Origin of the sequence: uncultured Mucilaginibacter sp., from assembly GCF_937859865.1 — a bacterium.
GTDB lineage: Bacteria > Bacteroidota > Bacteroidia > Sphingobacteriales > Sphingobacteriaceae > Mucilaginibacter_A.
In genome coordinates this window covers 1-26,192 of record NZ_CALMAT010000137.1, presented here as the reverse complement: position 1 = coordinate 26,192, position 26,192 = coordinate 1, and the positions used below count along the sequence as shown (strand labels likewise).

25 protein-coding genes are annotated in these 26,192 nt (G+C 41.3%); 12 read left to right on the top strand and 13 right to left on the bottom strand.

Features of this window, described 5'->3' with window-relative positions; translation table 11 throughout:
* Positions 1–150 precede the first annotated feature (150 nt).
* From Q0192_RS15040 to Q0192_RS15020, 5 genes are all read right to left on the bottom strand, one after another.
* Positions 151–609 carry an RES family NAD+ phosphorylase gene (locus Q0192_RS15040; RefSeq protein WP_299290564.1) on the bottom strand — a complete coding sequence of 153 codons (459 nt, stop codon included), beginning with the start codon at positions 607–609 and terminating at the stop codon, positions 151–153.
* A gap of 9 nt (positions 610–618) precedes the next feature.
* Positions 619–1,191 (bottom strand): antitoxin Xre/MbcA/ParS toxin-binding domain-containing protein, encoded by a 573-nt coding sequence (locus Q0192_RS15035; protein ID WP_299290562.1) that lies wholly within the window; start codon positions 1,189–1,191, stop codon positions 619–621.
* A gap of 176 nt (positions 1,192–1,367) precedes the next feature.
* Positions 1,368–2,459, bottom strand: a complete 1,092-nt coding sequence (locus Q0192_RS15030; RefSeq protein ID WP_299290560.1) for an agmatine/peptidylarginine deiminase — start codon at positions 2,457–2,459, stop codon at positions 1,368–1,370.
* A gap of 129 nt (positions 2,460–2,588) precedes the next feature.
* A complete protein-coding gene (locus Q0192_RS15025; protein ID WP_299290558.1) occupies positions 2,589–3,728 on the bottom strand; it encodes a serine hydrolase domain-containing protein in 1,140 nt (379 codons plus the stop codon).
* A gap of 219 nt (positions 3,729–3,947) precedes the next feature.
* The gene (locus tag Q0192_RS15020; protein ID WP_299290556.1) at positions 3,948–4,817 is read right to left on the bottom strand and encodes a carbon-nitrogen hydrolase; all 870 of its coding nucleotides are present in this window, start codon (positions 4,815–4,817) and stop codon (positions 3,948–3,950) included.
* Positions 4,818–4,988: 171 nt separating this feature from the next.
* On the opposite strand from Q0192_RS15020, the gene Q0192_RS15015 reads away from it, so the two are divergent.
* The 7 genes from Q0192_RS15015 (at position 4,989) to Q0192_RS14985 (ending at position 11,924) form a co-directional block, all read left to right on the top strand.
* Positions 4,989–5,939 carry a lysylphosphatidylglycerol synthase transmembrane domain-containing protein gene (locus Q0192_RS15015; RefSeq protein WP_299290554.1) on the top strand — a complete coding sequence of 317 codons (951 nt, stop codon included), beginning with the start codon at positions 4,989–4,991 and terminating at the stop codon, positions 5,937–5,939.
* 9 nt (positions 5,940–5,948) lie between these two features.
* A complete protein-coding gene (locus Q0192_RS15010) occupies positions 5,949–6,653 on the top strand; it encodes an SDR family oxidoreductase (RefSeq protein WP_299290552.1) in 705 nt (234 codons plus the stop codon).
* 278 nt (positions 6,654–6,931) lie between these two features.
* Complete coding sequence (locus Q0192_RS15005) at positions 6,932–7,975, top strand: hypothetical protein (RefSeq protein WP_299290550.1); 1,044 nt, start codon at positions 6,932–6,934, stop codon at positions 7,973–7,975.
* Between the two features lie 314 nt (positions 7,976–8,289).
* A complete protein-coding gene (locus Q0192_RS15000; protein WP_299290548.1) occupies positions 8,290–9,150 on the top strand; it encodes an Rpn family recombination-promoting nuclease/putative transposase in 861 nt (286 codons plus the stop codon).
* Positions 9,151–9,282: 132 nt separating this feature from the next.
* Complete coding sequence (locus tag Q0192_RS14995; RefSeq protein WP_299290546.1) at positions 9,283–10,059, top strand: DUF5668 domain-containing protein; 777 nt, start codon at positions 9,283–9,285, stop codon at positions 10,057–10,059.
* 50 nt (positions 10,060–10,109) lie between these two features.
* Positions 10,110–11,177 (top strand): histidine kinase, encoded by a 1,068-nt coding sequence (locus tag Q0192_RS14990; protein WP_299290545.1) that lies wholly within the window; start codon positions 10,110–10,112, stop codon positions 11,175–11,177.
* A 3-nt stretch (positions 11,178–11,180) separates the two neighbouring features.
* Entirely contained in the window at positions 11,181–11,924 is a 744-nt protein-coding gene (locus tag Q0192_RS14985; RefSeq protein ID WP_299290544.1) for a LytTR family DNA-binding domain-containing protein, read from the top strand.
* Positions 11,925–12,142: 218 nt separating this feature from the next.
* Here Q0192_RS14985 and Q0192_RS14980 read toward each other — a convergent pair whose 3' ends face one another.
* Complete coding sequence (locus Q0192_RS14980) at positions 12,143–12,304, bottom strand: hypothetical protein (RefSeq protein WP_299290543.1); 162 nt, start codon at positions 12,302–12,304, stop codon at positions 12,143–12,145.
* 147 nt (positions 12,305–12,451) lie between these two features.
* Here Q0192_RS14980 and Q0192_RS14975 point away from each other — a divergent pair, with 147 nt between their 5' ends.
* Positions 12,452–14,437 (top strand): M1 family metallopeptidase, encoded by a 1,986-nt coding sequence (locus tag Q0192_RS14975; RefSeq protein WP_299290542.1) that lies wholly within the window; start codon positions 12,452–12,454, stop codon positions 14,435–14,437.
* A gap of 596 nt (positions 14,438–15,033) precedes the next feature.
* Positions 15,034–15,513, top strand: coding sequence for a DUF4126 family protein (locus Q0192_RS14970; RefSeq protein ID WP_299290541.1), 480 nt, complete (start codon positions 15,034–15,036; stop codon positions 15,511–15,513).
* A 177-nt stretch (positions 15,514–15,690) separates the two neighbouring features.
* Here the strand turns inward: Q0192_RS14970 and Q0192_RS14965 are convergent, their stop codons facing one another.
* From Q0192_RS14965 to Q0192_RS14950, 4 genes are all read right to left on the bottom strand, one after another.
* Positions 15,691–16,590: a sugar phosphate nucleotidyltransferase gene (locus Q0192_RS14965; RefSeq protein WP_299290539.1), complete on the bottom strand. Its 900-nt coding sequence runs from the start codon at positions 16,588–16,590 to the stop codon at positions 15,691–15,693.
* An 84-nt stretch (positions 16,591–16,674) separates the two neighbouring features.
* Positions 16,675–17,793: a M42 family metallopeptidase gene (locus tag Q0192_RS14960; RefSeq protein WP_299290537.1), complete on the bottom strand. Its 1,119-nt coding sequence runs from the start codon at positions 17,791–17,793 to the stop codon at positions 16,675–16,677.
* 116 nt (positions 17,794–17,909) lie between these two features.
* Positions 17,910–18,320: a GNAT family N-acetyltransferase gene (locus tag Q0192_RS14955; RefSeq protein WP_299290536.1), complete on the bottom strand. Its 411-nt coding sequence runs from the start codon at positions 18,318–18,320 to the stop codon at positions 17,910–17,912.
* Positions 18,321–18,361: 41 nt separating this feature from the next.
* On the bottom strand, positions 18,362–20,209 hold the full coding sequence (locus Q0192_RS14950) for a chloride channel protein (RefSeq protein WP_299290533.1): 1,848 nt from the start codon (positions 20,207–20,209) through the stop codon (positions 18,362–18,364).
* Between the two features lie 261 nt (positions 20,210–20,470).
* Here Q0192_RS14950 and Q0192_RS14945 point away from each other — a divergent pair, with 261 nt between their 5' ends.
* Entirely contained in the window at positions 20,471–22,300 is a 1,830-nt protein-coding gene (locus Q0192_RS14945; RefSeq protein ID WP_299290531.1) for an ABC transporter ATP-binding protein, read from the top strand.
* A 71-nt stretch (positions 22,301–22,371) separates the two neighbouring features.
* Here Q0192_RS14945 and Q0192_RS14940 read toward each other — a convergent pair whose 3' ends face one another.
* Complete coding sequence (locus Q0192_RS14940; RefSeq protein ID WP_299290529.1) at positions 22,372–22,749, bottom strand: transmembrane 220 family protein; 378 nt, start codon at positions 22,747–22,749, stop codon at positions 22,372–22,374.
* A 229-nt stretch (positions 22,750–22,978) separates the two neighbouring features.
* On the opposite strand from Q0192_RS14940, the gene Q0192_RS14935 reads away from it, so the two are divergent.
* On the top strand, positions 22,979–23,503 hold the full coding sequence (locus Q0192_RS14935) for a hypothetical protein (RefSeq protein ID WP_299290527.1): 525 nt from the start codon (positions 22,979–22,981) through the stop codon (positions 23,501–23,503).
* Positions 23,493–24,185 carry a nucleotidyl transferase AbiEii/AbiGii toxin family protein gene (locus Q0192_RS14930; RefSeq protein ID WP_299290525.1) on the top strand — a complete coding sequence of 231 codons (693 nt, stop codon included), beginning with the start codon at positions 23,493–23,495 and terminating at the stop codon, positions 24,183–24,185. The genes Q0192_RS14935 and Q0192_RS14930 overlap by 11 nt, the downstream gene beginning before the upstream one ends.
* 27 nt (positions 24,186–24,212) lie before the next feature.
* Here Q0192_RS14930 and Q0192_RS14925 read toward each other — a convergent pair whose 3' ends face one another.
* Both Q0192_RS14925 and Q0192_RS14920 read right to left on the bottom strand, forming a co-directional pair.
* Positions 24,213–25,481, bottom strand: coding sequence for a DUF1501 domain-containing protein (locus Q0192_RS14925; protein WP_299290523.1), 1,269 nt, complete (start codon positions 25,479–25,481; stop codon positions 24,213–24,215).
* Positions 25,482–25,515: 34 nt separating this feature from the next.
* A partial coding sequence (locus Q0192_RS14920; protein ID WP_299290521.1) for a DUF1800 family protein occupies positions 25,516–26,192 on the bottom strand: 677 nt, incomplete at its 5' end.

The window sequence follows — 26,192 nt, the reverse complement described above, 5'->3', positions numbered from 1 at the left end:
TTTTGTTAAATTTATTTGCCATGCTTCTTTTACCACCTAAAAATCATTGTCTTTTTGTGGTTTTTGTACCCTTAAAATATCCGGGCACACCAAATTTATAGGCATAAAAGAAGCATTGTAAAATTTTATGATATAAATTTAAACAGGCTCTTAACCAATTTTTATCCGAACATCGTAAATAAAATCACTGATATCCATAATCCTAAATTTCTTACTTTCCGAGTGCAGCGGGTTTAGCAAATAATTAAATTCATTAGGAATAACGGTAGAGGGGATTTTGATAACCGGTTCGGTTGCGGCCAATAGCAAATCAGAACCAAAATTTTTTGCAGATGACGGAGCAGGCGAATGTTTCCAGTCGCCGGGCAAATCTGCTTCATTCAAGATCTTAATGAGTTGATCCGGGATTTCTATTGTAGTAATACTTAAAGCCCGCGGAATATCATCTATAGCAATATTGACTGTATATTCAAGCAACGCTAAAGCCCTTGATTCTGAAGTGTAAACACAACCAATCATTTTGTTGTTCCATCTTCCGCCAAAAAGCCTGGCCCCTTCCCCTGTTAAATCGTTTGCATATTTTGTTTTGCCAACCCGATAAACTAACATGCAAAAGTTTTAAGCGTACACGCCATAATCTATTCTGCCGATCAAATTTTTGACTTCTTCCCTTCCAAACTGGTTGTCTAATAGTTCAAAAGGCTGTTTTCCCCCTAATGCCCGGTTGGGCCTGAAAACCCATTCATTAAATTTGGTTTCATCTTCAAATACTTCATAGCCATAAGAGTATATATCTGCTATGCTCAATATCCGTTCGCTAAGGGCAGCACTAAAATGTTCCGTCCCCTTCTTATTGATCAATGTTGCCCTGGTTGTAGCAAGTAAAGTGGAGAGCTTATCATAATCAAGGTTGGTTTTACTTTTAAGGCTCTCCAAATCCCTTTTGCTCAAACCTTCCCGCACCATATTCATTTTTTCCACTGCGGTCATTTGCCATTCGGCTTTGTCCGTTTTTTCTGCAATTATCGAATGAGAAAGAAAATTACTGCTAAGGTGGCTTGCCCCGGGAACCATGTTTGCAGCAGCTTCTTCAACTTTTGATACAGGTTTTTGTGGACGTAAATAGGATTTGGCTTTTTTTGAAACCGCTTTTGTGCCTGGCCTTTTCCCATTTTGCTGACTTTGTTCCATAGTATAATTTTTTACGATTATGAGTATAAAGATATACTATTTTATTTTAAAAAATAGATGAAATTATACTTTAATTTTTTTTGGAGTGCTTTGCCAAATCATCAAATTGCCTAATAACTAATCTTTCATCAGTTTAACCCATACTGTTTTTACCGGCATAAAAACAGTATGATGAATTACACCGCCGGTTCCTGTTGGCTTAAACAATGAAAACTGCCCAAGCCCCAGATAATATCGGTAGAATCTATACCAACAACTTTACGTTCGGGAAAGCATTGCTGTAAAATCTGCAAGGCTTTTTCGTCGTTTTTATCGCGGTAAGTGGGAACGATCACTGCTTTGTTTGCAATATAAAAATTGGCGTAACTGGCCGGTAACCGCGTCTCTTCCCAAATTACGGGAGCAGGCATCGGCAATTCGATAATGTTTAGCGGACGGCCATCCAACAATTTCATCCTCTTTAACTTCTCCAGGTTTTCCTGCAAAATGGTATAATTTTCATCTTCCGGGTTTTCCTCCATCACGGTAACCACGGTATCTTCGTTTACAAAACGCGTGATGTCATCAATGTGTCCATCGGTGTCGTCGCCCACAATGCCATCGCCCAGCCATAAAACCTGCTGCACGCCGTAATATTTTTTCAGGTAATCTTCAATCTGGTTTTGGTTGAGGTGTGGGTTTCGGTTTGGGTTGAGGAGACAAGCGGTCGTCGTCAGCACTGTTCCTTTTCCGTTAAATTCTACCGAACCGCCTTCCATCACAATTCCCGGGTGATAAACCGGCAAGTTAAAATGTTCCGCAATTTTTGTGGGGATCACATCATCCAACTCAAACGGCGGATATTTGCCGCCCCAGGCGTTGTAGCCCCAATCCAACACCAATTTTTTAGGGGTAAAAGAAGCATCGCGGTTTACCAGAAACGCCGGGCCATGATCGCGGCACCAGGCATCGTTGGTCGGGAAATAAAAGAATTGAACTTTGGATAAATCGGCGCCGACGGCCAGCAATTGCTGTTCGGCAAACGCTTCCATTTGTTCATCTGCAACATTAATTCTAACCAATTCCCCTTCAGCCACAATTTTGATAAACTCCGCATATTGCCGGTAAATCATCCCGATTTTTGATGGCCAGGAAGCTTCTTTGTGCGGCCAGCTTAACCAGGTTGCTTCGTGCTTTTCCCATTCGGCAGGAAAGTAGAAGTTTTTGGGGAAATTGTAAAGTGTAGAAGATTGGAAGTTTAAAAAATAATTGGATATATTATCATTCATTTTTTATTGATAGTATGTACTTAAAAAACTACTTTCAAATTTAAATTGCCCATAATTTTGTGATCCGCAAACGACAAAATTTGGGCATAGCAAATAGTGTTAAATCTTTTAATCGGTTATTAACAACCCTTAATTTTTATTTCTTAAAGAAGAAGCGATAAGTGCGGTAGTCATTGTTATTTCGTTACCTAACTCTCCCATATTTGAAAGGATAACTACATCAATACCTTTATCCAACAGCATCAAAATGGCCGTTGTTGAACCTTGCTGAACACCACCATGCCACACAGCAGAAGGCAAATGAGGTAAACCTTGAACCGGAGGAAAGCCTATGATCCAACCAAAACCATAGTACGTAGGGCCACCTTTCGCTGTCTTTACTTCTGTTGTCATTTGTTTCCATGTTGTTGGCTTTATTAATTTCCCCTGTTGTAAGGCAATCATAAAACGTGACATATCATTAACATCAGAAATTATACCGCCACCAGGTATTTTATAACTGGTATTAACGTAGGCAGAATTACCTACAACACCTTTACTAATTGTATCATAAGGGGCTGATCGGTTTGGTATTATTTTTAACGGTTCATCTTCGTAAGTATGAGTCATGCCAGCCGGTTTAAAAATATTCTCTTTCAGGTAATTCATAAATGTTTTTCCTGACACGGACTCTATAATTACACCTAAAAGTGTATAACCGTAAGTGCTGTATATTTGCTGCTCTCCTGGCTTTTGCAGCAAACTATCGTTTTTAAAAATATCTAATGCTTCAGTAAGTGTTTTATAAGAACGGGTAATATTAAATTCATCACCCTGATAATGCCTAATACCAGTCATGTGAGATAACAATTCACGGGTTGTGATAGGATACTTTTTTATTGGAAAAGCAGGCACGTACTTTTGGATTGGTGAATCCAATGCTATTTTTCCTTGCTCTACCAATTGCATAACTGCTACTGCCGTAATTGGTTTAGATACCGATGCTAAGCGGTAAATAGTTGAAGCAGTAGCCGGAACAGACCTTTCTATATCGGCCATACCATAGCCTTTTTCCCAAACAATAGTTTTATTTTTTACAATAGCCACCGATGCACCTGGTACACTATTTCTTAACATAAAAACTTTCATTAGGGAATCAATAACAATAGCTTCTTTTTTGCTGACTGTTGAAGATTGAGCTAAACAATGTGAACAAAAAATCACACTAAGAATTATTGAACAATAAATCTTAGTGTAAAACTTATCAGCTATGTGAGAGCCTTGAAGCATAAAATTGTTATTATTAAAAGATGAATGTAACGATCCGTTTAACAGGCAGAAGTAATTTAGTATCGTTTTCTAATTAAGATATAAAATTTGACTTTAACTATAATTATAAATTAAAATAATCAAAGAAAAATTTGAACGTAAGAAAGAATCTATTTGTGTTATTTATAAACACTAAATTTTACAACTTTACTTTTCAAATTTCAAATCTTCCCGATTTCTTCAATCCTCATCAATCAATCTTTTTGTTATCGGTTGATAAGAATCAATTCTTCTATCCCTCAAAAACGGCCAATGCGTTCTGTACCGATCCGTTTCTGCCAAATTCAATTCCTGCACAATCACTTCTTCGTCATCATGCGAAGCCTGGTAAATAACCGTCCCAAACGGATTCGCAATAAAAGATCCGCCCCAGAATTTGACACCAGCTTCCTCTCCTACCCGATTCACGCTAACCACGTGCACACCATTGGCCACGCCATGCGAACGTTGGATGGTTTGCCAGGCGTTGTATTGCTCGGTGTTGGTGGGCAAATCTTGCGTATGCGCCCAACCGATGGCCGTTGGATAAAACAAAATTTCGGCGCCCATTAAAGCGGTAATGCGGGCAGCTTCGGGATACCATTGATCCCAGCAAATTAAAACGCCCAAATTGGCATACTTGGTTTTAAAAACCTTGTAGCCCAAATCGCCGGGCGTAAAGTAAAATTTTTCGTAAAAACCGGGATCGTCCGGGATGTGCATTTTGCGGTATTTACCCAGATATTTACCGTCGGCATCCAAAACCGCCGTTGTATTGTGGTATAAACCTTGCGCCCGTTTTTCAAACAAAGAAGCAATAATTACCACATTCAATTCGGCAGCAAGCGTGGAAAGTGCATCGGTTGACGGGCCGGGAATGGCTTCTGCCAGTTTAAAATTGTTGTAATCTTCTTCATCACAAAAATACAACGACGTAAACAATTCCTGCAAACACACAATTTGCGCACCTTTTGCGGCCGCTTCACGTATTCTGGCCATGGCTTTCTGCAAATTTGCTTCCTTATCTGCCGTGCAACTCATTTGCACCAATCCAACTTTAACTTTAGACATGCTCGCTTCTTTAATTACCAGCGCAAAAATAAGATTAAGACCGAACCCGCGCAATGTTTTTACGCGAGCAATCAGCTTTCAGCCATCAACTATTAACCATCAACCCAATACTGTTTTTATCACTCTAAATCTGTCTTTTTAAATTTCCTGATTTTAGTATTTTTGACGAAGATGACCGAAACCGAAGAAACACCCGTGCCAAAAACCCAACAACAAGTGTTTTGGGATGTTGTAAAAACCGTTCTAAAAATAGCATTCACCAGTTTGCTGCTTTATTTGGTGCTGCGAAAAATGGATTTTAACATGGTTAAAAAAACACTGTCGCAATCCAATCCGGTTTATTTACTGCTTGGCGTGCTTACTTTTTTTGTTTCGCAGATTATTGCTTCGTCGCGGCTCATCAGTTTTTTTAAATCCATCCATTTAAAAGTTGGTTTTTTATTCAATTTGCGTTTGTATTTTCTGGGTTTGTTTTACAATTTGTTTTTGCCTGGCGGGATTGGCGGCGACGGCTACAAAATCTGGCTCCTCAACAAAAGCTATAAACTACCTGCAAAAAAAGTATTTTGGGCGATTTTTTTTGACCGTTTAAGCGGTTTGTGGGCAATCGGTTTGATCATCGTTGCGCTGGTTGCTTTTCTGCCGCAAATCAACATCCATTTAAGCATTCCGCTTAGTGTTTTTGTGGTTGGCACGGCTGCATATTATTTTGTGGCGCACCGTTTTTTTAAAGATTACACGCATTACTTTTGGGAAGCACATGCCAAAGCCGTTGTAGTGCAATCGCTGCAAGTGGTTACCGTTTTGTTCATCTTGCTGGCACTGCATTTTAACGGGAAGTTTTCGCCTTATTTGTTTACGTTTTTGGTTTCTTCTTTGTCGGCCGTAGTGCCAATAACCGTTGGCGGTTTGGGCGCGCGCGAATACATTTTCACCAATTTTGCGCCTTATTTTAACATGGATACCAGCCTGGCCGTTTTGGTCAGTTTGTTGTTTTACCTTACTTCTGCCGTAAATTCGCTGTTGGGTGTTTATTATGTTTTCAACACCAAACGGCTAAACGAAGGCTTGCCAAAAGCCGACGAACCGGAACCGGCAACTATCAACCCAAATACCATTTAATTTGATTTTATGAATATTATAATTACCGGGGCGAGCAGCGGTGTAGGATTTGAAGCGGTAATTGAATTAATCCACCAGCCAGGGCACCAAATTATTGCCCTGGCGCGTTCCGAAAAAAAGCTGGCCCGCTTGTTAGAAATTTCCCGCACGCTAAACCCCGATTGCGTTTTATATCCCGTGGCTTTTGATATTGTGCACGATGATTACGCCGATTTGCAGCAGTTTGTCAAAACGCATTTCGACGGAAAGATTGATGTGCTGATCAACAACGCTGGGGCTTTAACCAACAAACCTTTTGCCCAATTGGGCGAAAGCGATTTTGTGGAAATGCTGCAAAGCAATTACCTCGGCCACGTGCGCATAATCCAGGCGATGCTTCTTTTAATGGCAAAAAATTCGCATATCGTTAACATTGGCAGCATGGGCGGTTTCCAGGGAAGTGTGAAGTTTGTGGGCTTGTCGGCTTATTCGGCAAGCAAAGCTGCTTTGCATACTTTAACCGAATGCCTGGCCCAAGAACTGGCTCCACAGGAAATTAAAGTGAATTGCCTGGCTTTAGGTTCGGCACAAACCGAAATGTTGGAACGCGCTTTTCCCGGCTACCAATCGCCGGTAATGGCTTTTGAAATGGGCAAATACATTGCTGATTTTGCATTGACCGGACACAAGTTTTTTAACGGAAAAGTGTTGCCGGTGGCGATGGGTACGCCGTGAATTTTAGGTGGTAAAAGAAGTATTGGCGGAAAGTTGGATGCTGTTTTTATCGGGTAAAAATTAAGTTCTACTTACGATTTCACGATAATTTTCCCTAATAGCGTTTCCTATTTTCAATTTAGTGATTATTTATTTTTATGTAATTAGTGTATGGATATATCAATTGGTTACATTAGGTCGATGGTGAGACGTTATAAAAACTGTTCAAATCATGAACTAATTAATCTGTTTAAATACTTAATTATTGATGATTTTACTATAATTTAAACTATAACAATATGACAAAAGAAAACAACCAAAATGAACAACCTGCTATAGTTGACAGTACAACAACGACAGCAATGACTTCAGGAATATCTCTCGAAGACTTTAAATCTTTTTACTACTTAATTAATGCAAAGCCAGACAGAGAAACCAAATTTTATTCTGAAAGCAAAATCGTTTCAAAAAGTAACGTTATTGAACTTAATAACCTCATTCAAGAAAAATTAAATTTAAGCCAAATAATCACAAATCAAGTAACAATAATTATTTCATTAGATAATAATAGAACATTTGATTTTGGAACTTGGGGTCAATTTATCGAAGAAAGATTCCACACAAGTGCAGTAACAAAAAGCATAACAATTACGTGGGATTTTAGTATTAAATTACAAAACTATAAATTTCCTCAAAGGCATACAGTAAAACTACGAATTGGATCAAAATTAAAACCGAGAGACATGTTTGAACTTGTTATGAATCATGAGGAAGAGGAGCAATTACATGAAGCATTTGCTCATTCAATTTGCTCTATTGACTTTATCAACCCTGTCATAAGTAATGAAATATTTTTAATTGTAGAAAATTGGCATAAAGCATTACCAAAAAATTTTGGCAATGGGAAGTTACAAGACTTCCTACAAAAAAATACAAAAAAAATAAGGCAACTTCTTCTTCTATTAGTACTCACTGCAGGTTCAATTATCTTGTTTTGGCTTAGTAAAATATATCTTAACATTATTTGGACAGATACTATTGATAAAGTGTTTCTGAGTAGAATATTTGGTGGATTACTTGTTTCTGTCTTAATATTTTTTATTTTTTATGAAAGTGGGGCTTTATGGGCTCATAGAACAGAAAGATATATAAATCGCTTGAAAACTTCAACTTTATTTAAATTTACAAAGGGAGATGAAAACGCCACTGAAGAAAATAAAAAAAAGAATAATGAAATTCTAAAATCTATCGGTCAAAAAATTTTAATTACATTTATTTTTAACATTCTTGCCGTTTTCTCAAATGGATTATTAAACTTTTTTGTTAACTTGTTTAAAAGATAAAAAATCACAACTAATACTTGTATATTTTAAAAGAAACAGCAAAACATGTTAAGTTTAAATATAAGCCTGTTTGAATTTATACAAGGAAAAACGTTAATGCTTCTTTTACCTTATAAAAGTTCGTGTTTGTATCAATTTAAATAAACCGAAACCAAGCGCTTGCCAATTTTTTAGGTAATAAAAGAAGTATCGGAATAAATTTTAAACAGGCTCTAAAAACAAAAAGAATTACGGGCTTAATAAAATTTATATTTAAAATGATGAGCATGTGCAAATTTTGAAAAAATGTAAACTTGGATTCGATATAATATTTTATGAAGGCAAAATACATCAACCCTTTCACCGATTTCGGTTTTAAAAAAATATTTGGGGAAGAAGCCAGCAAACCTTTATTGCTCGATTTTTTGAATGCGCTTTTGCCTCAAACCAATAAAATAGCAAACCTTTCTTTTAAAAATACTGAACAGCTTGGGCAAACCGATTCAGACCGAAAAGCCATTTACGACATTTACTGCGAAAATGAAAACGGCGAAAAATTTATTGTAGAACTGCAAAAAGCAAAGCAAAATTATTTTAGGGAAAGAACTGTTTTTTACTCCACTTTCCCAATAAGGGAACAGGCCGAAAAAGGCAACTGGAACTACAACCTAAAAGCAGTTTATTGCATTGGCATCTTGGATTTTAAGTTTGATGATTACGAAAACGAGCCGGAGAAAAGCGAAGTTGTACACACGATCAAACTAAAAAACCAGAACGGAAAGGTGTTTTATGATAAACTGACCTACATTTATTTGGAGATGCCCAACTTCAAAAAAACAGAAGAAGAGTTGCAAACGCGGTTAGACCAATGGCTTTATTTCATCCAAAACCTGGAGGACTTTCAAACCATCCCGGCCATATTTAAAGACGAAATATTTAGCCAGGCTTTTGAAAAAGCAGAACTTGCAAAACTTGGCCACCCAGACTTAGACAATTACGAAAACAGTTTAAAAACCTACCGCGATTTAAAAGGGGTGATAGATACTGCTTTTGGTGACGGAAGATTAGAAGGCAAACAGGAAGGCATATCTGAAGGTATATTAAAAGTTGCTAAAGCATTAAAAGCAAACGGTATCGCCATAGAAATCATTTCTAAAACAACGGGGCTTACAGTAAACGAAATCGAAACGCTTTAACCAGATAGCAGCAACCTAAAAATCCCGCCGGAAAAACACCACTGTTCACCGAATATTTACAAACCTTAACCTGTTTCCTGTTTTGCCCTTTAAACCGTTCGGGTACATTTGTATCAGCATTTAAACAAAACAATGAACAACCTCCACCATACAAAACAATCCGGCCGCGCCATTGCAGGTTTTGTCCTCATGGGCATCGGCCTGGTTTTGTTGCTCAAACAGTTCGATTTTTACTTTTTTCCCAACTGGCTGTTTAGCTGGCCAATGATTTTGATTATCGTTGGTTTGGTAAAACGTGCCAACAACCCGAACAACCAATCCTGGCTGATTGTAATTTTAGTTGGCGGCCTGTTCCTGCTCCAAAAAATGTTTTCCGGGGTAGATGTATTTCATTTTGGCTGGCCGGTCATTATTATTGCGGTTGGCTTGTGGATGATCTTCCGCAGAAATTACGATTTCAACACTAAAAATACTACGGTAAAAGAAGCATTTGCCAACGATGATTTTTTAAACCCGGAACCAAACCCGGCAAAAGAAACCAGTCATACCGCTGCACAACCAGAATCAAACGAAGATTTTTTGAACACTTTTTCCATCTTCAGCAGCGCGAAAAAAAACGTGTTTTCTAAAAATTTTAAAGGCGGCGAGATCGTGAATATTTTTGGCGGAACGGATATTGATTTCAGCCACGCCAATATCAACGGGCAAGTTGTGGTAGATATGGTACAGCTTTTCGGCGGCACCAAACTGATCGTTCCGCCGCACTGGCAGGTAGTTGCCGATATTGCCCAGGTTTTTGGCGGCGTAAACGATAAACGTATTCCGCACGCTGATGTGGCCAACAGCGGAAAAGTTTTGGTTTTAAAAGGCATTTCTATTTTTGGCGGTATAGACATTAAAAGTTTTTAGCACCAATTTTATACCGGTAAAAACAGTATCAACATCAAATAAAACAATTTTTGGAAACGCCGGCCTCTTTGTTCAACAAGTTTCGCACCGTGGTAGGCACGGGGTTAATTACCTGGTTTGTGCTGCAAAGTTACCTGCTTAATGATTTTGGTTTTAGCTGGAAAATTGCAACTACGGATGCCGGCGTTACCAACCTTTTGCTGGCCGGCGCTTGTTTGCTCATCAGCAATAACTTACGGTATTACCAGCCCGAAAAAGGCCGTTCCGTTTTTATTTTGGTGTTGTGTTTGGTGCTGAGTTTGTTTTGGTTGATCGCCTGCAAATGGCTGTTGCCGCAGTTGATTCCGGATCCGGCCTACAAAGCTTTTTTAATACAATCCCTGCCCATCCGGTTTTCCATTTCGTTCCTGATTATCGGTTGTATGGCAATGCTGAGTGCCTTGCGTTACATGCTGAAGGACCAGAAAGCCAACGAAAACCGGCAACTGGCCGCCGAAACTTTGGCCCGCGATGCCGAACTGTACAAGTTGCGCCAGCAATTGCAGCCGCACTTTTTGTTCAACAGCCTCAATTCTATCAGTGCGCTGATTGGTTTTAAGCCGGACGAAGCACGAAAAATGATTCACCAGCTTTCTGATTTTTTACGCGGAACGCTGAAAGAAGAACAGCAATGGGTGCCGTTGCAACACGAACTGCAGCATTTGCAACTGTATTTGGATATCGAAAAAGTGCGTTTCGGCCATCGCCTTTCCACCGTTTTGCGCCACAATGATGCGGCGGATGCCATGCTAATTCCACCGATGTTGCTGCAGCCTTTGGTAGAAAACGCCATTAAATTTGGTTTGTACGATACGATTGGCGATGTAACCATCGGCCTGAATGCGTTGGTGGTTGACCGGCAATTGCAAATTACCATCAGCAACCCTTTCGATCCGGAAACCGCTTCGCCCAACCGCGGGACAGGTTTTGGTTTAAGCGGCGTAAAACGGCGTTTGTATCTGCTTTTTGCACGGCATGATCTGATCGAGATCGAAACCAAGAACAACCTTTTCAGCATCACGCTTAAAATTCCGCAATCGTTAACCGAACAAAATCAAATACTTCAAACAAACACTTAATTTATGCCGGTAAAAACAGTATTGGTTATTGATGATGAGCCGCTGGCACGTTCTATTGTGCTGGAATATCTGCAGCATTTTCCGCAGTTGCAGGTTGCGCAGGAATGCGGCGACGGTTTTGAAGGCGTAAAAGCAATTATGCAGCACAAGCCCGATTTAATTTTTCTGGACGTGCAAATGCCAAAAATAAACGGTTTTGAAATGCTGGAATTGGTTGACCACGCGCCTGCCGTTATTTTTACCACGGCTTTTGATGAATACGCATTGAAAGCTTTTGAAACGCACGCCGTTGATTATTTACTGAAGCCTTTCAGCAAAGAACGTTTTAACAAAGCGATTGATAAGTTCCTGGAAAATCAACCTAAAAAACAAGAACAAACCAGTGCTTTGCTGGAAACTGCGGCCAGTTCGCCTGCGCAGCACGACCGTATTGTGGTAAAAACAGGCACAAAAATTAAAGTCATCCCCGTTCAGGAAGTGATTTATTTGGAAGCGGCGGACGATTACGTCAACATCCATACGGCTGGCGGCGCTTTCCTCAAAAACAAAACCATGAGTTTTTTTGAGCAGATTTTGGACCCGGCTTTGTTTACGCGTGTCCACCGCTCGTACATCGTTCGGGTTGAGCAGATCACGCGGATTGATCCTTACGAAAAAGAAACGCATATTTTGATTTTGAAATCTGGTGCAAAAATTCCGGTCAGCAAAGCAGGTTATGTTAAGTTGAAGCAGGTTTTGGGGATTTAGGAAATTTGTTATTCTGATTTTTTCTGTCATCCTGAGCGTAGCGGAAGGATCTTCTTCAAATATGTTTTTTCTTGTGCGTTCTTTTGCTTGATCAAAAGAACCAAAAATCAAGAATGCCGGATCGCCTCCGGGCGGCATTCCTTCCACCGCGCCTGGGCGCATACCTTGAAAGCGGCCCTGCAAGTTTTTAAAAAACACGAAAGTACTTTCTAATCCACCTAATTTATGCCGATAAAAGAAGCATTTGAAAAAACAGCCTTTGAAAGTGCAAAATAATCGCTTGATATTCCGAAGTGCCAGGTCTCCGCCCAGGTGCGGAAAGGCCGGACAAAACGCCCGGAGGGATCGGGTTTGTCTTGATTTCGTTGGTTCTTTTTCATTAAGGAAAAAGAACGTTAAATCAATCAACCTAAACAAACCTCGAAGCAAAACCTGTAAAATTGCTGTTCCAGCTTGCACAACTTCTCTCGTAATGTTACTTTAGCCAGATACTGTTTTTATGCCGATAAAAACAGTATTAACCAAACATGATGAAACAGCTTTTTCCTTTTTTATTCCTAATTTTTAGCACAAATCTAACCATAGCACAACCCGACCGCTGGCAGCAGCACGTAAACTACGCGATGGACGTGAACATGAACGTGCAAACCAACCGTTTTACCGGCACGCAAAAACTGGAATACACCAACAACTCGCCCGATACCTTGAAACGCGTTTTTTACCATTTGTACTGGAACGCTTTTCAACCCAACAGCATGATGGACACGCGCAGCCGCGAACTGGGCAAAACCACCATCAACAAAAAACAGGATTGGGACGTGCGCGTGAAAGACCGCATCCAAAAGTTGACGCCGGAAGAAATTGGCTATCAAAAAGTATTGTCGCTAAAGATGAACGGCATCACGCAAAAGTATAAAACCGAGGAAACGATTTTGGTGGTTGATTTGGATAAACCGATTTTACCGCATGGAAAAGTGGTTTTTGATATGATTTTTGAAGCACAGGTTCCGCTGCAAATCAGAAGAAGCGGCCGCGATAACCCGCAAACCGGCGTGCGCTATTCGATGAGCCAATGGTACCCAAAAATGTGCGAATACGATTACGAAGGCTGGCATCCAACGCCTTATGTTGCCCGTGAATTTTATGGCGTTTGGGGCGATTATGATGTGAAGATCACGATTGATAAAAAATACATGATCGGCGGAACCGGTTATCTGCAAAACCCACAACAAATTGGTTTTGGCTATGAAGCAAAAGGGACAACAGTAAACCAACCGGCAGGAAATACCTTGACCTGGCATTTTACAGCGCCAAATGTGCATGATTTTATGTGGGCTGCCGATCCGGAGTTTAAACATTTATCGGCCCAAACTGCAGATGGAAAAACCATCAACGTTATTTATAACCGCGACCCGAAGAAGTTGCAGCAAGAGTTTGAAGCGCTAAAACCGGCACAAAAAGAAATTTATCAAAACGTAGAAAACTACAGCAAAAACTGGGACGAACGCTGGCAACAGGTTTTGGATGCCGCCGTGCAGGAATTGCCTTACATCCAAAAAACGTTTGGGCCTTATTACTGGAAACAATATTCTTTTGTGCATGGCGGCGATGGCGGCATGGAATATCCGATGGCAACTTTGATTAACGGACCAAGTTTGGGCACCGTTTTCCATGAGTGGATGCACAGTTGGTACCAAGGCATGATGGCCACAAACGAAAGTGAATACCCGTGGATGGACGAAGGTTTTACCAGCTACGCCGAAAACTTGGTTACGAAAGATTATACTGCTTTTAGGCGTAAAAATATGGCGGCGGCCAATCCGGCAGATCCCCGTTTGGCTGTTTTGGATTCTGTTTTGAACGCACAACCGCACGAATCGGCTTACAAAAGTTACTTTGCCTTCGTAAAACTGGGCTTGCAGGAACCTTTGACCACGCACGCCGATCATTACGAAACCAACGCTGCTTACAGTATTTCTTCTTATTCCAAAGGGGAAGTATTTTTAGAGCAATTGGGCTACATCACCGGTGCCAAAACGCGCGACCAGATTTTGCTGCAATATTACCGCGAGTGGCACATGAAACACCCTAACGCCAACGATTTTATCCGCGTAGCCGAAAAGGTAAGCAATATGAAACTGGACTGGTACAAAGAGTATTGGATCAACACTACCAAAACAATTGATTACGGTATTGACAGCGTTTGGCAGGAAGGCAACAAAACCAAGATCAGGCTGATTAACCATGGCAAAATGCCGATGCCGATTGATTTGCAGTTAACATTTAAAAACGGCAAAAAAGCGTTGCATTATATCCCGATGTATTTGATGTTTGGCGAAAAAGTTGCCGAAAATTCGGTTCCGCGTGTGGTAGAACAAGCTTGGAAATGGACAAATCCAACTTACACTATTGAGTTAAATGGCAAGTTGGCGGATTTGGAGTGGATTGAAATTGACCCGACACACCGTTTGGCGGATGTGAACGAAAAGGACAATTTTTTGGAGCTGAGGTAAAAGCTGATTAAGCTGTAGGGCTTTGATGCTCAACAATTTTCTCTTCACCAATTTTTACCCGATAAAAGAAGCATCGTTCAATTTCTAACTATTGATCAACCCTAAAACGATCATTAAAAAAAGGATCAAAAACACAATGTTGATACTGATTGGCTGTGTTTGTTTATGTTCGATGTTCATTTGGCAATGTTTTAAATACAAAAATTATTCTCTTTATAAGAGAAGTTCCAATTCATTTGCAAAAGTTGCACCACAACAAAGCAAACGAATTGAAAAATAAGAAAAAACAGGTTTGCAAAGCATAGAATAAAGCTTTTCTTTTAGTAACAAAGCGAATACAATTGAAAGCCAGCTTCTAATGCTTCTTTTATCGACCTAAAAACTGACTGTTAAACTGTTCAAACTTTGCACAATTTTGCAAACAGCAAAATGACCAACAGCAAAATTTCCTCTTACCGCAAAAAGTATGGTTGTCGCAATGCTTTACCTTGGCCAATGAACCATCAACCATGATCCAATAACCAATGGCCAATGAACTATCAACCATGGTAACAAACTATAACACCTGCCGCCTGTTAAGCTTCCAAACAAACGATATGAAAACCAGTAAAAAAATAATTGCAAAAGCCATTGGTTTAGGCGCAATTGCCGGAATGCGTGCCACCGTTGCGCCTACCGTCCTCAGCTATTTTTTAAACAAACATCCAAGTAAAGCTTTGGCCAAATCAGGCCTGAGCTTTTTGCAATCACCAGTTACAGGCGTGATTACCAAAGTGTTAACCGCTGGCGAATTTTTGGGCGATCAAATACCAAATGGGCCAAACCGTATTATTTTTCCGCAAGTGGCGGCGCGTGTTGCTTCGGGCGCTTTGGCTGGCGCAGGTTTGTTCCGGTCTAACAGGGCAGGCATTGCAAAAGGTTTGGTTTTGGGCGGTGCTTCTGCCCTGGCTGTTACTTTTGGCAGTTATTATTTGCGGAAGTATGTGGACAAAAAACTGCACGCCAAAGATTCGGTTGTTGGCGGTTTAGAAGATTTGCTTTCACTGGCTGGCGGTTGGGCTTTGATGAGAAAGTAAACCTCACCCCAGCCCTCTCCTTGAGGAGAGGGAGGCAATAGCGATGACCTTTTGATTGAGATTTAGGTTGAGGCCAAAAAAATGCCGGTAAAAGAAGCATTTGTTGATACTTCTTTTACCGGCTTAATTTCTATACTGAACTTTTACTTCCTCTTTAAGGAGAAGATTGCGGTGAAGTTATCCCCACAAATTGCTTGGATAAGTTCCGTTGGCCACCAGTTCTGATATTTTTTGTTGTACAACCGGTTTGTCTTCTTTGTAAGTTACGCCAAACCATTGTGCCGAAGTTGGAACCACTTTGAAAGATGCTTTACCAGATTTAATCAGTTCATCGGCTGCTTTTGGCAACAAAAATTCGGATTTCGGATCGGCAGCATTAGCTTCTACAAACGCTTTGAACATCGGTTCCAACAAATCATAAACAGCCGGAGAAAACCCCCAGAAATTCATGGAAGCGCGTGGATCTTCGTGCAGCGGCGTTTCCACACCGTTTTCTTCGTACACAATTACGCCGTCTTTTTCATAAACCTTTAAACGCTCGTTAATCTCCACCAAATTGTTGTTTTCGTCAACTTTACAAACGCCGCGCGAAACAGAACCATTCTCCGACAAAGTTTTATCAATTTGGTAACCCATCAGCGAAAAATGGTTGTCAGTAACTTCCCCGTTTAAAAAAGCCGCCATTTTTTGATAAGCTTCGGCACCGTAAAAATCATCTGCATTAATCACGCAAAATGGTTCCTGTACCTGGTTTCTGGCTTCCAAAACTGCGTGTGCCGTTCCCCAAGGTTTTGATCTTTCGATCTCTTTATCAATGCCATAAGGTTTCAGGTTGAAAGTTTGAAACACATATTCCGTTGCAATCTTACCGTTCAGTTTCGGCTCAAATTTCGACTTAAAACTGTCCACAAATTCTTCGCGGATGATAAAACTAACTTTACCGAAGCCCGCTTTGATGGCATCGTAAATAGAATAATCAATAATGGTTTCGCCGTTCGGGCCAAAGCCGTCCACTTGTTTCATGCTTCCGTAACGGCTGGCCATTCCGGCCGCCAGTATTAAAAGGGTTGGTTTCATTGTTTTTTGGGTTGATTTTTTAATAATGATTTTTAGGTGGTAAAAGAAGCATCATACTGTTTTTACCACATAAAAGTTTGGTTGTTATTTAAAATATTTAAAATCCTGTCCGTCCTGGATGTTCAGCAAACTTTGGTAAATCAGGCTGATCACGTTGTCCACGTCTTCTTTGTGCACCATTTCTACTGTGGTGTGCATGTAACGCAGCGGCAACGAAATTAAGGCCGAAGGAACGCCGTGGTTGGAATAGGCAAAAGCATCGGTGTCGGTGCCGGTAGAACGCGAGGAAGCCTGGCGCTGAAACGGAATATTGTTTTTTTCTGCGGATTCGACCAGCAGTTTATTAACGTTGTGCTGAACGGCAGGCGCATAAGAAACAACCGGGCCGCGGCCGCAAGCCAAATCGCCTTGTGTATTTTTGTTGATCATTGGCGTTTGCGTATCGTGCGTAACATCGGTGATAATGGCTACATCCGGCTCGATGTATTCGGCAATCATCCCCGCGCCTGCCAAACCGATTTCTTCCTGCACGGCATTTACAATGTACAAACCAAAAGGCAGTTTGATGTTGTTTTCTTTCAACTTGCGGGCAACTTCGGCAATCATAAAACCACCGACACGGTTATCCAAAGCGCGGCCAACATAGTAGCGGTCGTTCAACACCATAAATTCATCTTCATAAGTAATGACACAACCTACATGCACGCCTAATTTCTCCACTTCATCTTTAGTTGTGCAGCCGCAATCCAGAAAAATATTCTTCAATGTTGGCGCTTCTTCTTTTTCGCCGCCGCTGCGAGTATGGATGGCCGGCCAACCGAATACTGCTTTTACCACCCCTTTTTCAGTGTAAATATTTACGCGTTTGGAAGGCGCAATTTGATGGTCCGAACCGCCGTTACGGATCACATAAATCAAACCATCGCTGGTGATATAGTTGACGTACCAGGAAATTTCATCGGCATGTGCTTCAATCACCACCCGGTATTCGGCTTCGGGGTTGATGATGCCGACCGCCGTGCCGTAATTATCAATGTATTGCGCATCAATATAAGGCTTTAAATATTCCAGCCACATTTGCTGCCCGGCAGCTTCGTAACCGGTTGGCGAGGAATTGTTGATGTATTTTTCTAAAAAAGAAAGGGATTCGGGCGTTACAACGGGAACGTGTACTTTTTCGGGTTTTTCGGTATTTTCGGGCATGTTTTTTATAAAATCCTTTTAAACGGTTTGTTTAAAAGCAAATATAGTAATCCAACTAAAAAGTGCCGAAAATGTTTAACTGCTGCTGTAATGCTTCTTTTATCGGCATAAAACTGTTAAAGCTGTTTTTTCATTACTGTAAATTCATGCCCGTCTTGCTGCCAGCTTTCCCCAAAAACTTCAAAACCAAAAGTTTTGTAAAAATTTGCCGCGCTTAACCTGGCGTTGCACCAAACGGTTTTCAAGTTTTCTGCAGAAGCAAGGCCAAGAATAAATTGCATCATTTGCCTGCCATAACCTTTGCCTTGTTGTGCTGTCAGCGTTGCTAATTTTCGAAACTGTAAAGCTTCACCTTTAACAAAAATTGAAACCACTACTGTTAACTCATTGCCAATAAACAAACCGAAATGGCGGCCGGAAGCATCATCGGAAAGTTTTACTTTGTCTATTTCAAATTCAGGATACATTACTTTTTGCCGGATCGGCCAAGTTTCTTCTGCCAAGATAGATTTAATGATTGCTAACATTTTTCAAGTTCAATTTTATGCCGATAAAAACAGTATCTGCTTTAACCCGAATACCCTTTTAACAATTCGCGGTACTGGTTTAAAACGGTTGACTTGGATATAAAACCGACAAACTTTTCGCTTGCTACAACCGGCAAATTCCAGTTATTGGTATCGTCAAACTTACGGATGATGGTGCGCATATCGTCTTGTAAATCAACCAAAACGGGCGGTGCTTTCATCACTTTTTCCACGTCCAGCTCGTCGTACATTTCGTGGTTAAACATGATCGGGCGGATGTCATCCAAGGTAATAATCCCCACCAAAGTCTCGCCATTTTGCAAAACGGCAATAAAGTTACGATGGCCTTGTCGAACCAAATCCAGCAGATCTAAAAAAGAAGCGTTAACATCAATGGTTTGGATGTTCTTTTCGATCAAATCAGGCGTATGCAGCAGTGTGAGCAGGTTGCGGTCGTGTTCGCGGGTAAAAATTTGTCCTTCATCCGCCAACTTTTGCAGATCGGGGGAAATCGGCGAAAAATATTTGGAGATCACAAACGAAATCACCGAAACGATAAAAAGCGGGATAAACAGATCGTAACCGGAACTGGATTCGGCAATTAAAAAAACGGCGGTCAAAGGTGCATACATCACGCCGCTCATTACGCCGGCCATGCCTACAATCAACAAGTTATTGACCGGCACATTCGGGAAACCCAGTTGCACATAAACCGACGCCAGAAAAAAGCCCAGTGTACCGCCGCAAACCAGCGAAGGCGCAAAGTTTCCGCCCGTACCGCCGCTATAAATGGTAATAGAAGTGGCAAACGCTTTGAACACACAAACGCAGCCCAGAAACAGCAGGATGAACCAGGAATGATAAGGGAAATATTTTAAAAAGCTGACGGAGATTACTGATTGCACCTGTCCGTTAGCCAAACTTTTTACCGTTTGGTAACCTTCGCCAAAAAGCGGCGGCAGCAATACGCAAAGCACGGAAAGCATCACGCCGCCGATAACCGCTTTCTGAATCCGGTTTCTTTTCAGTTTTGCAAAAAAGTGTTCTACGTTTTGAGAAACCACCACAAAATAACGTGCATACAAACCGCAGCAAATGCCCAAAATAATGTAGTAAGGCATGTTGGTATAATCGAACGGATGGCGCGTGCGGAACTGGAAAAGCGTTTCTTCGTTTAGAATAATTTTAGACAACAAACTGCCGCAAACTGCAGCGACAACCAAAGGCACAAAATCGGTAAAAACAACACCGGTGAGCAAAATCTCGAAAGCAAACATAATACCTGCAATGGGCGCATTAAAAGCCGCAGCAATACCCGCCGAAGCGCCGGCAGCCAACAACAACGTGCGTTCGCGGTAATCCAATTTATACGTTTTGGCGAAGTTGGAACCGATGGCCGAACCGGTAACCGCAATGGGGCTTTCCAACCCGGCCGAGCCGCCAAACCCAACGGTTAAAGCGCTTTGCACAATTTGCGAATACATTTTGGTGGAAGAAACCAGACTGGAATTTTGCGCAATCTCGTACAAAATGGCCGGCACGCCCCTCCTTTTTTCTCTGCTAAAAAAAGTAATCGAACTTAAAGTGGCCAGTACAATTCCCAGAACTGGGAAGATGATGTAATATGCAATCTGCTCTTCAAAATGCACCCGGTTGTGAATCAGGTATTCGATGTAATGCACCAGCATCTTCAATAACACGCCCGCCAAACCCGAACTCAAGCCCACCAAAACCCCGGAAAGTAACAGGAACTGGCTGCGCGAAACGTTGTTACGGATCCAGGTGAGGATAACTTCGTAGCTTTTGGCTTTGAGAATACTATCCTTTTTAAGGCTTTTTAGCAGGCGGATGAATTGGGCGTACTTTTTTTTGCGGGTATAATTTTGCAAGTTAAAACGGGTTGGTTGGGGCAAAAATAGGGAAAATAAAAAAGGCGAGTTGCCCCGCCTTAAATGTTTTCACAACGGAATAATCCTTACGTGGCCGTTAATAATTCTTCTACTAATGCTGTACTATTCTTACTTTAAAACAGCCGTTTCCCCATCCTCAAAGTGGACTTTTAGTTAATTTTTCTTCCCCAACCCCGAATCTTTTAGCTTTTAATACCGTAACAATTCCGCAAAGGCAATCTATCGCCTCTGTTTATTTTTATGCAAAACCCGTACTTTTCTTTGTTAGCTACCGCTTGGCGCTATGCCAAAAACGACCGTAAAATTTACCTGCTTACCTATGCTTTGTTTATCGGTGCAAATTTGGTGGCTGCTTTAAACCCGTTTTTTTATGGCTGGTTTGTCAATTCCATTCAAAAAAATGGTTTACATACTATTTCTTCCGTTTGGTTGTATGCTTTGGGTTTTCTGGCCTTGCGTTTAACCGAATGGGCTTTTCACGGCCCGGCGCGCGTGCAGGAACGCAAATTGGCTTTCAAAATCTCCCAAAATTATTTAGACGAACTTTACCAGCAGTTGGTCCATCTTCCAATTGGTTGGCACAAAGACCACCACAGCGGCTCTACCATCAACCGTTTGCGTAAAGCTTATGCTGCGCTGCGCGATTTCTTTCAGTCGGGCTTTTTGTACATGCAATCGCTTTTGAAATTTGTCATTTCGTTTTCAGTAATGTTCTACTTTTCGCCGTTGTTTGGCGCGATAGCCATCGTTCTGGGTTTTGCCACTTTTTGGGTGATCCTGAAATTTGACAAACCTTTTATCGCTTCTTTAAAAGAAGTGAACGAAGCCGAACATAAAGTTTCTTCCAACTTGTTCGACAGCTTATCCAACATTGTAACCGTGATTACTTTGCGTCTGGAAAAACGCGTTCATACCGGTTTGATGGAAAAATTGCAAGCCGTTTTTCCGCCGTTCAAAAAGAACGTGGTCATCAACGAATGGAAATGGTTTACTGCGCAAATGCTGGTTGCTTTAATTTATGTAGTGATGGTTGTGGGTTACGTTTATCAGCACAATCAGCCGGGCAAAGTTTTTATGTTGGGCGGTTTGGTAACGCTGTTGGGTTTTGTCAATCAGTTTACCAGCGTTTTTAACGATTTCGCGCAGCAGTACACACAAATTGTTCAGTTTCATACCGATGTAGAAACCGCAAAAGTAATTGAAAGTGCTTTTGAAAAAGAACACCGTGCTTTAAACGAAAGCCGTTTGCCGCAAGATTGGCAGAACTTAACCATTCGCAACCTCAATTATAATCACCCTAAAAAGGGCAACGAACCAACCAATGTAAATGCACAAGGCATTTTAAGCCCGATTCCTGGCTGGAAAAAATCTTACGGTTTAAAAGGAATGAACTTGGATATCCACCGCGGGCAGCGCATTGCCTTGATTGGTGAAAGCGGTTGCGGAAAAAGTACACTGCTTGCCCTTTTACGTGGTTTGTATGAGCCAACTATCCATTCGACTTTAGCGGTTGATGGTGATAACAGAAAAAATTTCAGCGATATTGGTAACTCCGTAACGTTGTTTCCGCAGGAACCGGAAATTTTTGAAGCTACTTTCGAGTACAACATTACGCTGGGTTTGCCTTTCGAAAATGAGGAGGTAAAAAGAGTATCCGAAATTACACGCCTTTCGCCCGTGCTGGAAAATTTGGAAGACGGCGTAAATGCCATGATCCAGGAAAAAGGCGTCAACCTTTCGGGCGGACAAAAACAGCGTTTGGCTTTAGCGCGAGGCGTTTTGGCGGCCCAAACCAGCAGTATTATTTTGCTGGACGAACCTACCAGCAGCATGGACCCGAAAACAGAACAAGAAATTTATATGAACCTGTTTAATGAGTTTCAAGGTAAAACTGTAATTTCCACGCTGCACCGTTTGCATTTGCTCCAACATTTTGATTACATCTACGTGCTGGATAAAGGCCGTATTGCCGAAGAAGGTTCGCTAGAGTTTTTATTAGAGCATGGCGAAATGTTTAACAAATTGTGGAGCCATCAGCAAAAACAAGCAACCGATATTTCTTTAAATTAACATTGACACCAAAAAAGGTGGCATAAAAGAAGCATCCTAAAAAACAGATACTTCTTTTATGATGTATTTATTTACAGCCAGAATTTCACGGCAAAATAATCAATTGTTAAAGCGCCGGTAATAATCAGCAAACCAAAAAATTCCCTTGTTTTTTCGATGTATGGTTTTTCTGCCTGCATGGTTTCTACAATACTTGGTGTTTTGTATTTCGTGATCCAATCCAAAACGCCATCTTTTCCAAAGAAAAGAATAATGGCATAGATTAAATAAAAAGCAATCAAACTGAGATAGATTTTTGGATAATACAGTTTGAAAACAAAAAGCCCGCAGCAAACCGTTACGGCCAAATAAATACTGACCCAAAGCCAGGCATCCGAGTCGTTTAAGTTGACGTAAGCAAAACTGAGAAAAGCCAGGCAAAAAATAGCGTTTAGGATAATTAGGAACATGTTTAAAGATTGTTAAGGCAGTTAAACTATTTTTTTTACTAAAAGTGTTTTAAAAACTATCAAAATCAAATGCTTCTTTTACCGGGTAAAAATCAACTGTTTTGCTGGTAAAAATGTATAAACCTGTGCATATCGTAGTTTCCTATGCGCTTTACTTACTTTATTTAGGATGCTTCATCGAACATCAATCCTCGATTTGCAAATCGAGAATTAATATTAACTTTGTCAAATGAAACAGCATAATGGAATGCGTCCACACGATATTGTCGTGTTGTTAAAAATACTGGTAACATCAGATGACTGGTTAAATAAAGACCTAGCCAAAAGCTTGTACATTAGTACCTCCGAAATTTCAGAATCTTTAAACCGCTCTAAAATTGCCGGTTTAATTGATTTAACAAAAAGGACAGTTTTCAAAAAAAATTTGCTCGATTTTTTAAGCCAGGGGCTATCATACGTATTTCCGGTACAGGCTGGTGCATTAGTTAGAGGAATACCAACGGCACACTCGGCACCGGTTTTTAAAGATGCGTTAATTGCCGAAGATGTTTACGTTTGGCCTTATGCTGCTGGAACAAAAAAAGGACAAGCTGTGCAACCATTATATCCAAACTCAGTTTTAGCGGTACAAAAAGACGAAAAGCTGTACGATGTTTTGGCACTGGTGGATGCACTGCGGATTGGAAAAGTACGGGAACGTGAAATTGCAATCAACAAGTTAGCTGATATTTTTAAGCAGGAATATGCACACTAACATTATCAGGATAAAAGCGGTTGCACGAGTTTTATCTGCTTTAAAAGAAGCATTTGTTTTTGTTGGCGGTGCAACGGTTTCTTTATATGCAACACATGCAGATTTAGCTGGCGAAGTTAGGCCAACTGAAGATGTTGATGTACTTATCGAGATAGTTAGTTACTCGGGATTTGTACAATTGGAAGAAAAACTACGTGCTGTTGGTTTTGTAAATGATACTGAATCGGGCGTTTATTGCCGGTACAAAATTCAAGGGATTATTGTTGATGTAATGCCTACGAATGATACCGCTATTGGGTTTAGCAACAAATGGTATCCCGAAGGCTTTAAAAATGTAGTAACAGCGCAACTGGATGAAAGAACAAAAGTCAAAATATTTTCATTGCCATATTTTATAGCCAGTAAATGGGAAGCTTATAAAGGCCGGGGCAAAGGCGATTACCGAACCAGTAAAGATTTTGAAGATTTAGTGTACCTGTTCGAAAATGTTGATGACCTGCAAGGTCAATTAAATAAAGCGCCAGCACACTTATTTAATTATTTGCAGGAAGAAATTTTAAAAGTAATTGATACATCTGATTTTAAAGAAGGATTATATGCACACATACAAGGCGGTTATACAGGTATTGACGCCAACATACTTTTGTTTAAATTAAAGGAAGCTTTTAACATTCCAATTTAACCAATACTGTTTTTACCACCCAAAATTCTATGTCTGCATTACACCAATTTTGCTGCCTTTCCAATCGGGAAACAAAATTTGGTCATTGTTGATTTTTAAATGTTTGTCGGCCACTTCACTAAAAACACTTCTGAAATCGGTGGTAACGGCCAGGTCGCGGCCATCTTCCAGGTTTTCAACCGCTAAAGGTTTGATGTTGCCATGAACGATGCCGCCGTTGACATCGTTCCCCAAAATAAAATTGCAGGAAGCACGACCATGATCGGTTCCGCCGGTTCCGTTTTGGTGCACGGTACGGCCAAACTCGGTCATCGTCATCAGCGTAACATCATCCTGGTAAATGCCTAAATCGGTCCAAAAAGCTACGATGCTGCTGCTTAAATCGCTTACATTCCGGGCAAAAATGCCGTTTTCGGTGCCCTGGTTAAAGTGCGTGTCCCAACCACCCGATTCGGCAAAAGCTACTTCCATGCCCACATCCATTTTCACCAGTTGCGCAATTTGTTTCAAGGCATTGCCCAAAGCGGTGGTCGGATAGACGGCGTTATTGGCTGGCTGGTAATTTTTGACATCTGTTTTTTGCAGCATTTTTACCGCATCAAAACTCTCTTTTCCGGTTTGCTTCAAGAGGGAAGAAGAAGTCTGGTCGTACAAATCCTTAAAACTACGTGCAGCCAAATTTGCACCGTTCGGGTTGCCGCGCATTTGGATGGCAAAATCCTGCAAATTGTTGATGGCGACCGAAGGATGATCGCCATAAAAAGAGCGTGGCATGGCCGAAGTTAAGCTGACACCCTGAAAAGGAGAAACGGCATCGTGGCCCAACAAACCAATGGCACGGTCAAGCCAGCCGCTGGCCGTACCTTTGTTAAATGGCGTGCCCGATTCCATATAATCCTGCGCATCAAAATGCGAACGCGTATTGTTTGGCGAACCAATGCCGTGTACAATGGCCAGCCGTTTTTCGCGGAACAAAGGTTCAAAAGCATTCATGGAAGGGTGCAGACCGAACTTTCCGTCCAGGTCAATCAGTGGTTTGTTGCTGCTGCTTTTGGCTGCCGACATAAAAAGCGTTGGCCGGGCAGCTTGCAAAAAAGTATCGGTAAAAGGAGTAACGGCCATCAGGCCATCCATTGCGCCGCGCTGAAAAATGCAGACCAGCACTTTTTTCTTTTTGTACAGTTCCTGCTTTTTTACGCTGGCTGCTGCTTCGGCCACAAATGCCGGGATGCCGCCCAAACCAATGCCAAAAAGTGCCAGTCCGCCTGCTTTGATAAACCCTCTTCTTGATGTCATGATCAGAAAAAATTAAAATCCGTGTTGAATAAAATTAACGTCTTTGAAACTCCGGCGAACCCACAATTACGCCAACCACTTGTGCCAGCATCGAATTGTTGTTTGGCCGGCTTTGCATCGCCACATAGGTTTTGTTGGCCGGCATACTGTTTTTATCGGTGTTTTTTTTGGCTTCATCGGCAAAAACCATTTGCTGAGGCGTAGCTTCCACCGGTTGTACAGGAGCAGATTTGCCCGTGGCGTCTTCCACTTTTTTGCTGAGGTTGGGGTCTTCCAGCATGGGTGTCAGCCTTTTGATGGTTTGGCTGAGGTCGCGTTCGGGCATAATCAGTTTGCTGTATGTAACCAAAGCGGCCTGCGCACTTTCGGGTTCGTGGTGATTATTTAAAGCAGCCAGATCAACCTGGATGCCCGGAATACGATTGGCAGCCAAAGCCAAACCAAAGTTCATGCGGTTAAGCAACGCGCCGGTGTTGATCCAATATTGGCCTTTGTCCGGGAAACCGGTTGGTGCCTGGTAATAATACATTTTCTGTCCCATTTTGGTAACCCAGTTGTACAATTGATAAGGCTGGCTGATGGTAGCATCTAAACTCCGCACCGAACTGATAGCCAGCTCGAAAGGCGATTTTGTTTTTTCGCGCAAGGCATCTTTTCCCCAAAATTCGGGCGAGGAAACCATTGTGGTCAATACTTTTTTGATGTCACCGT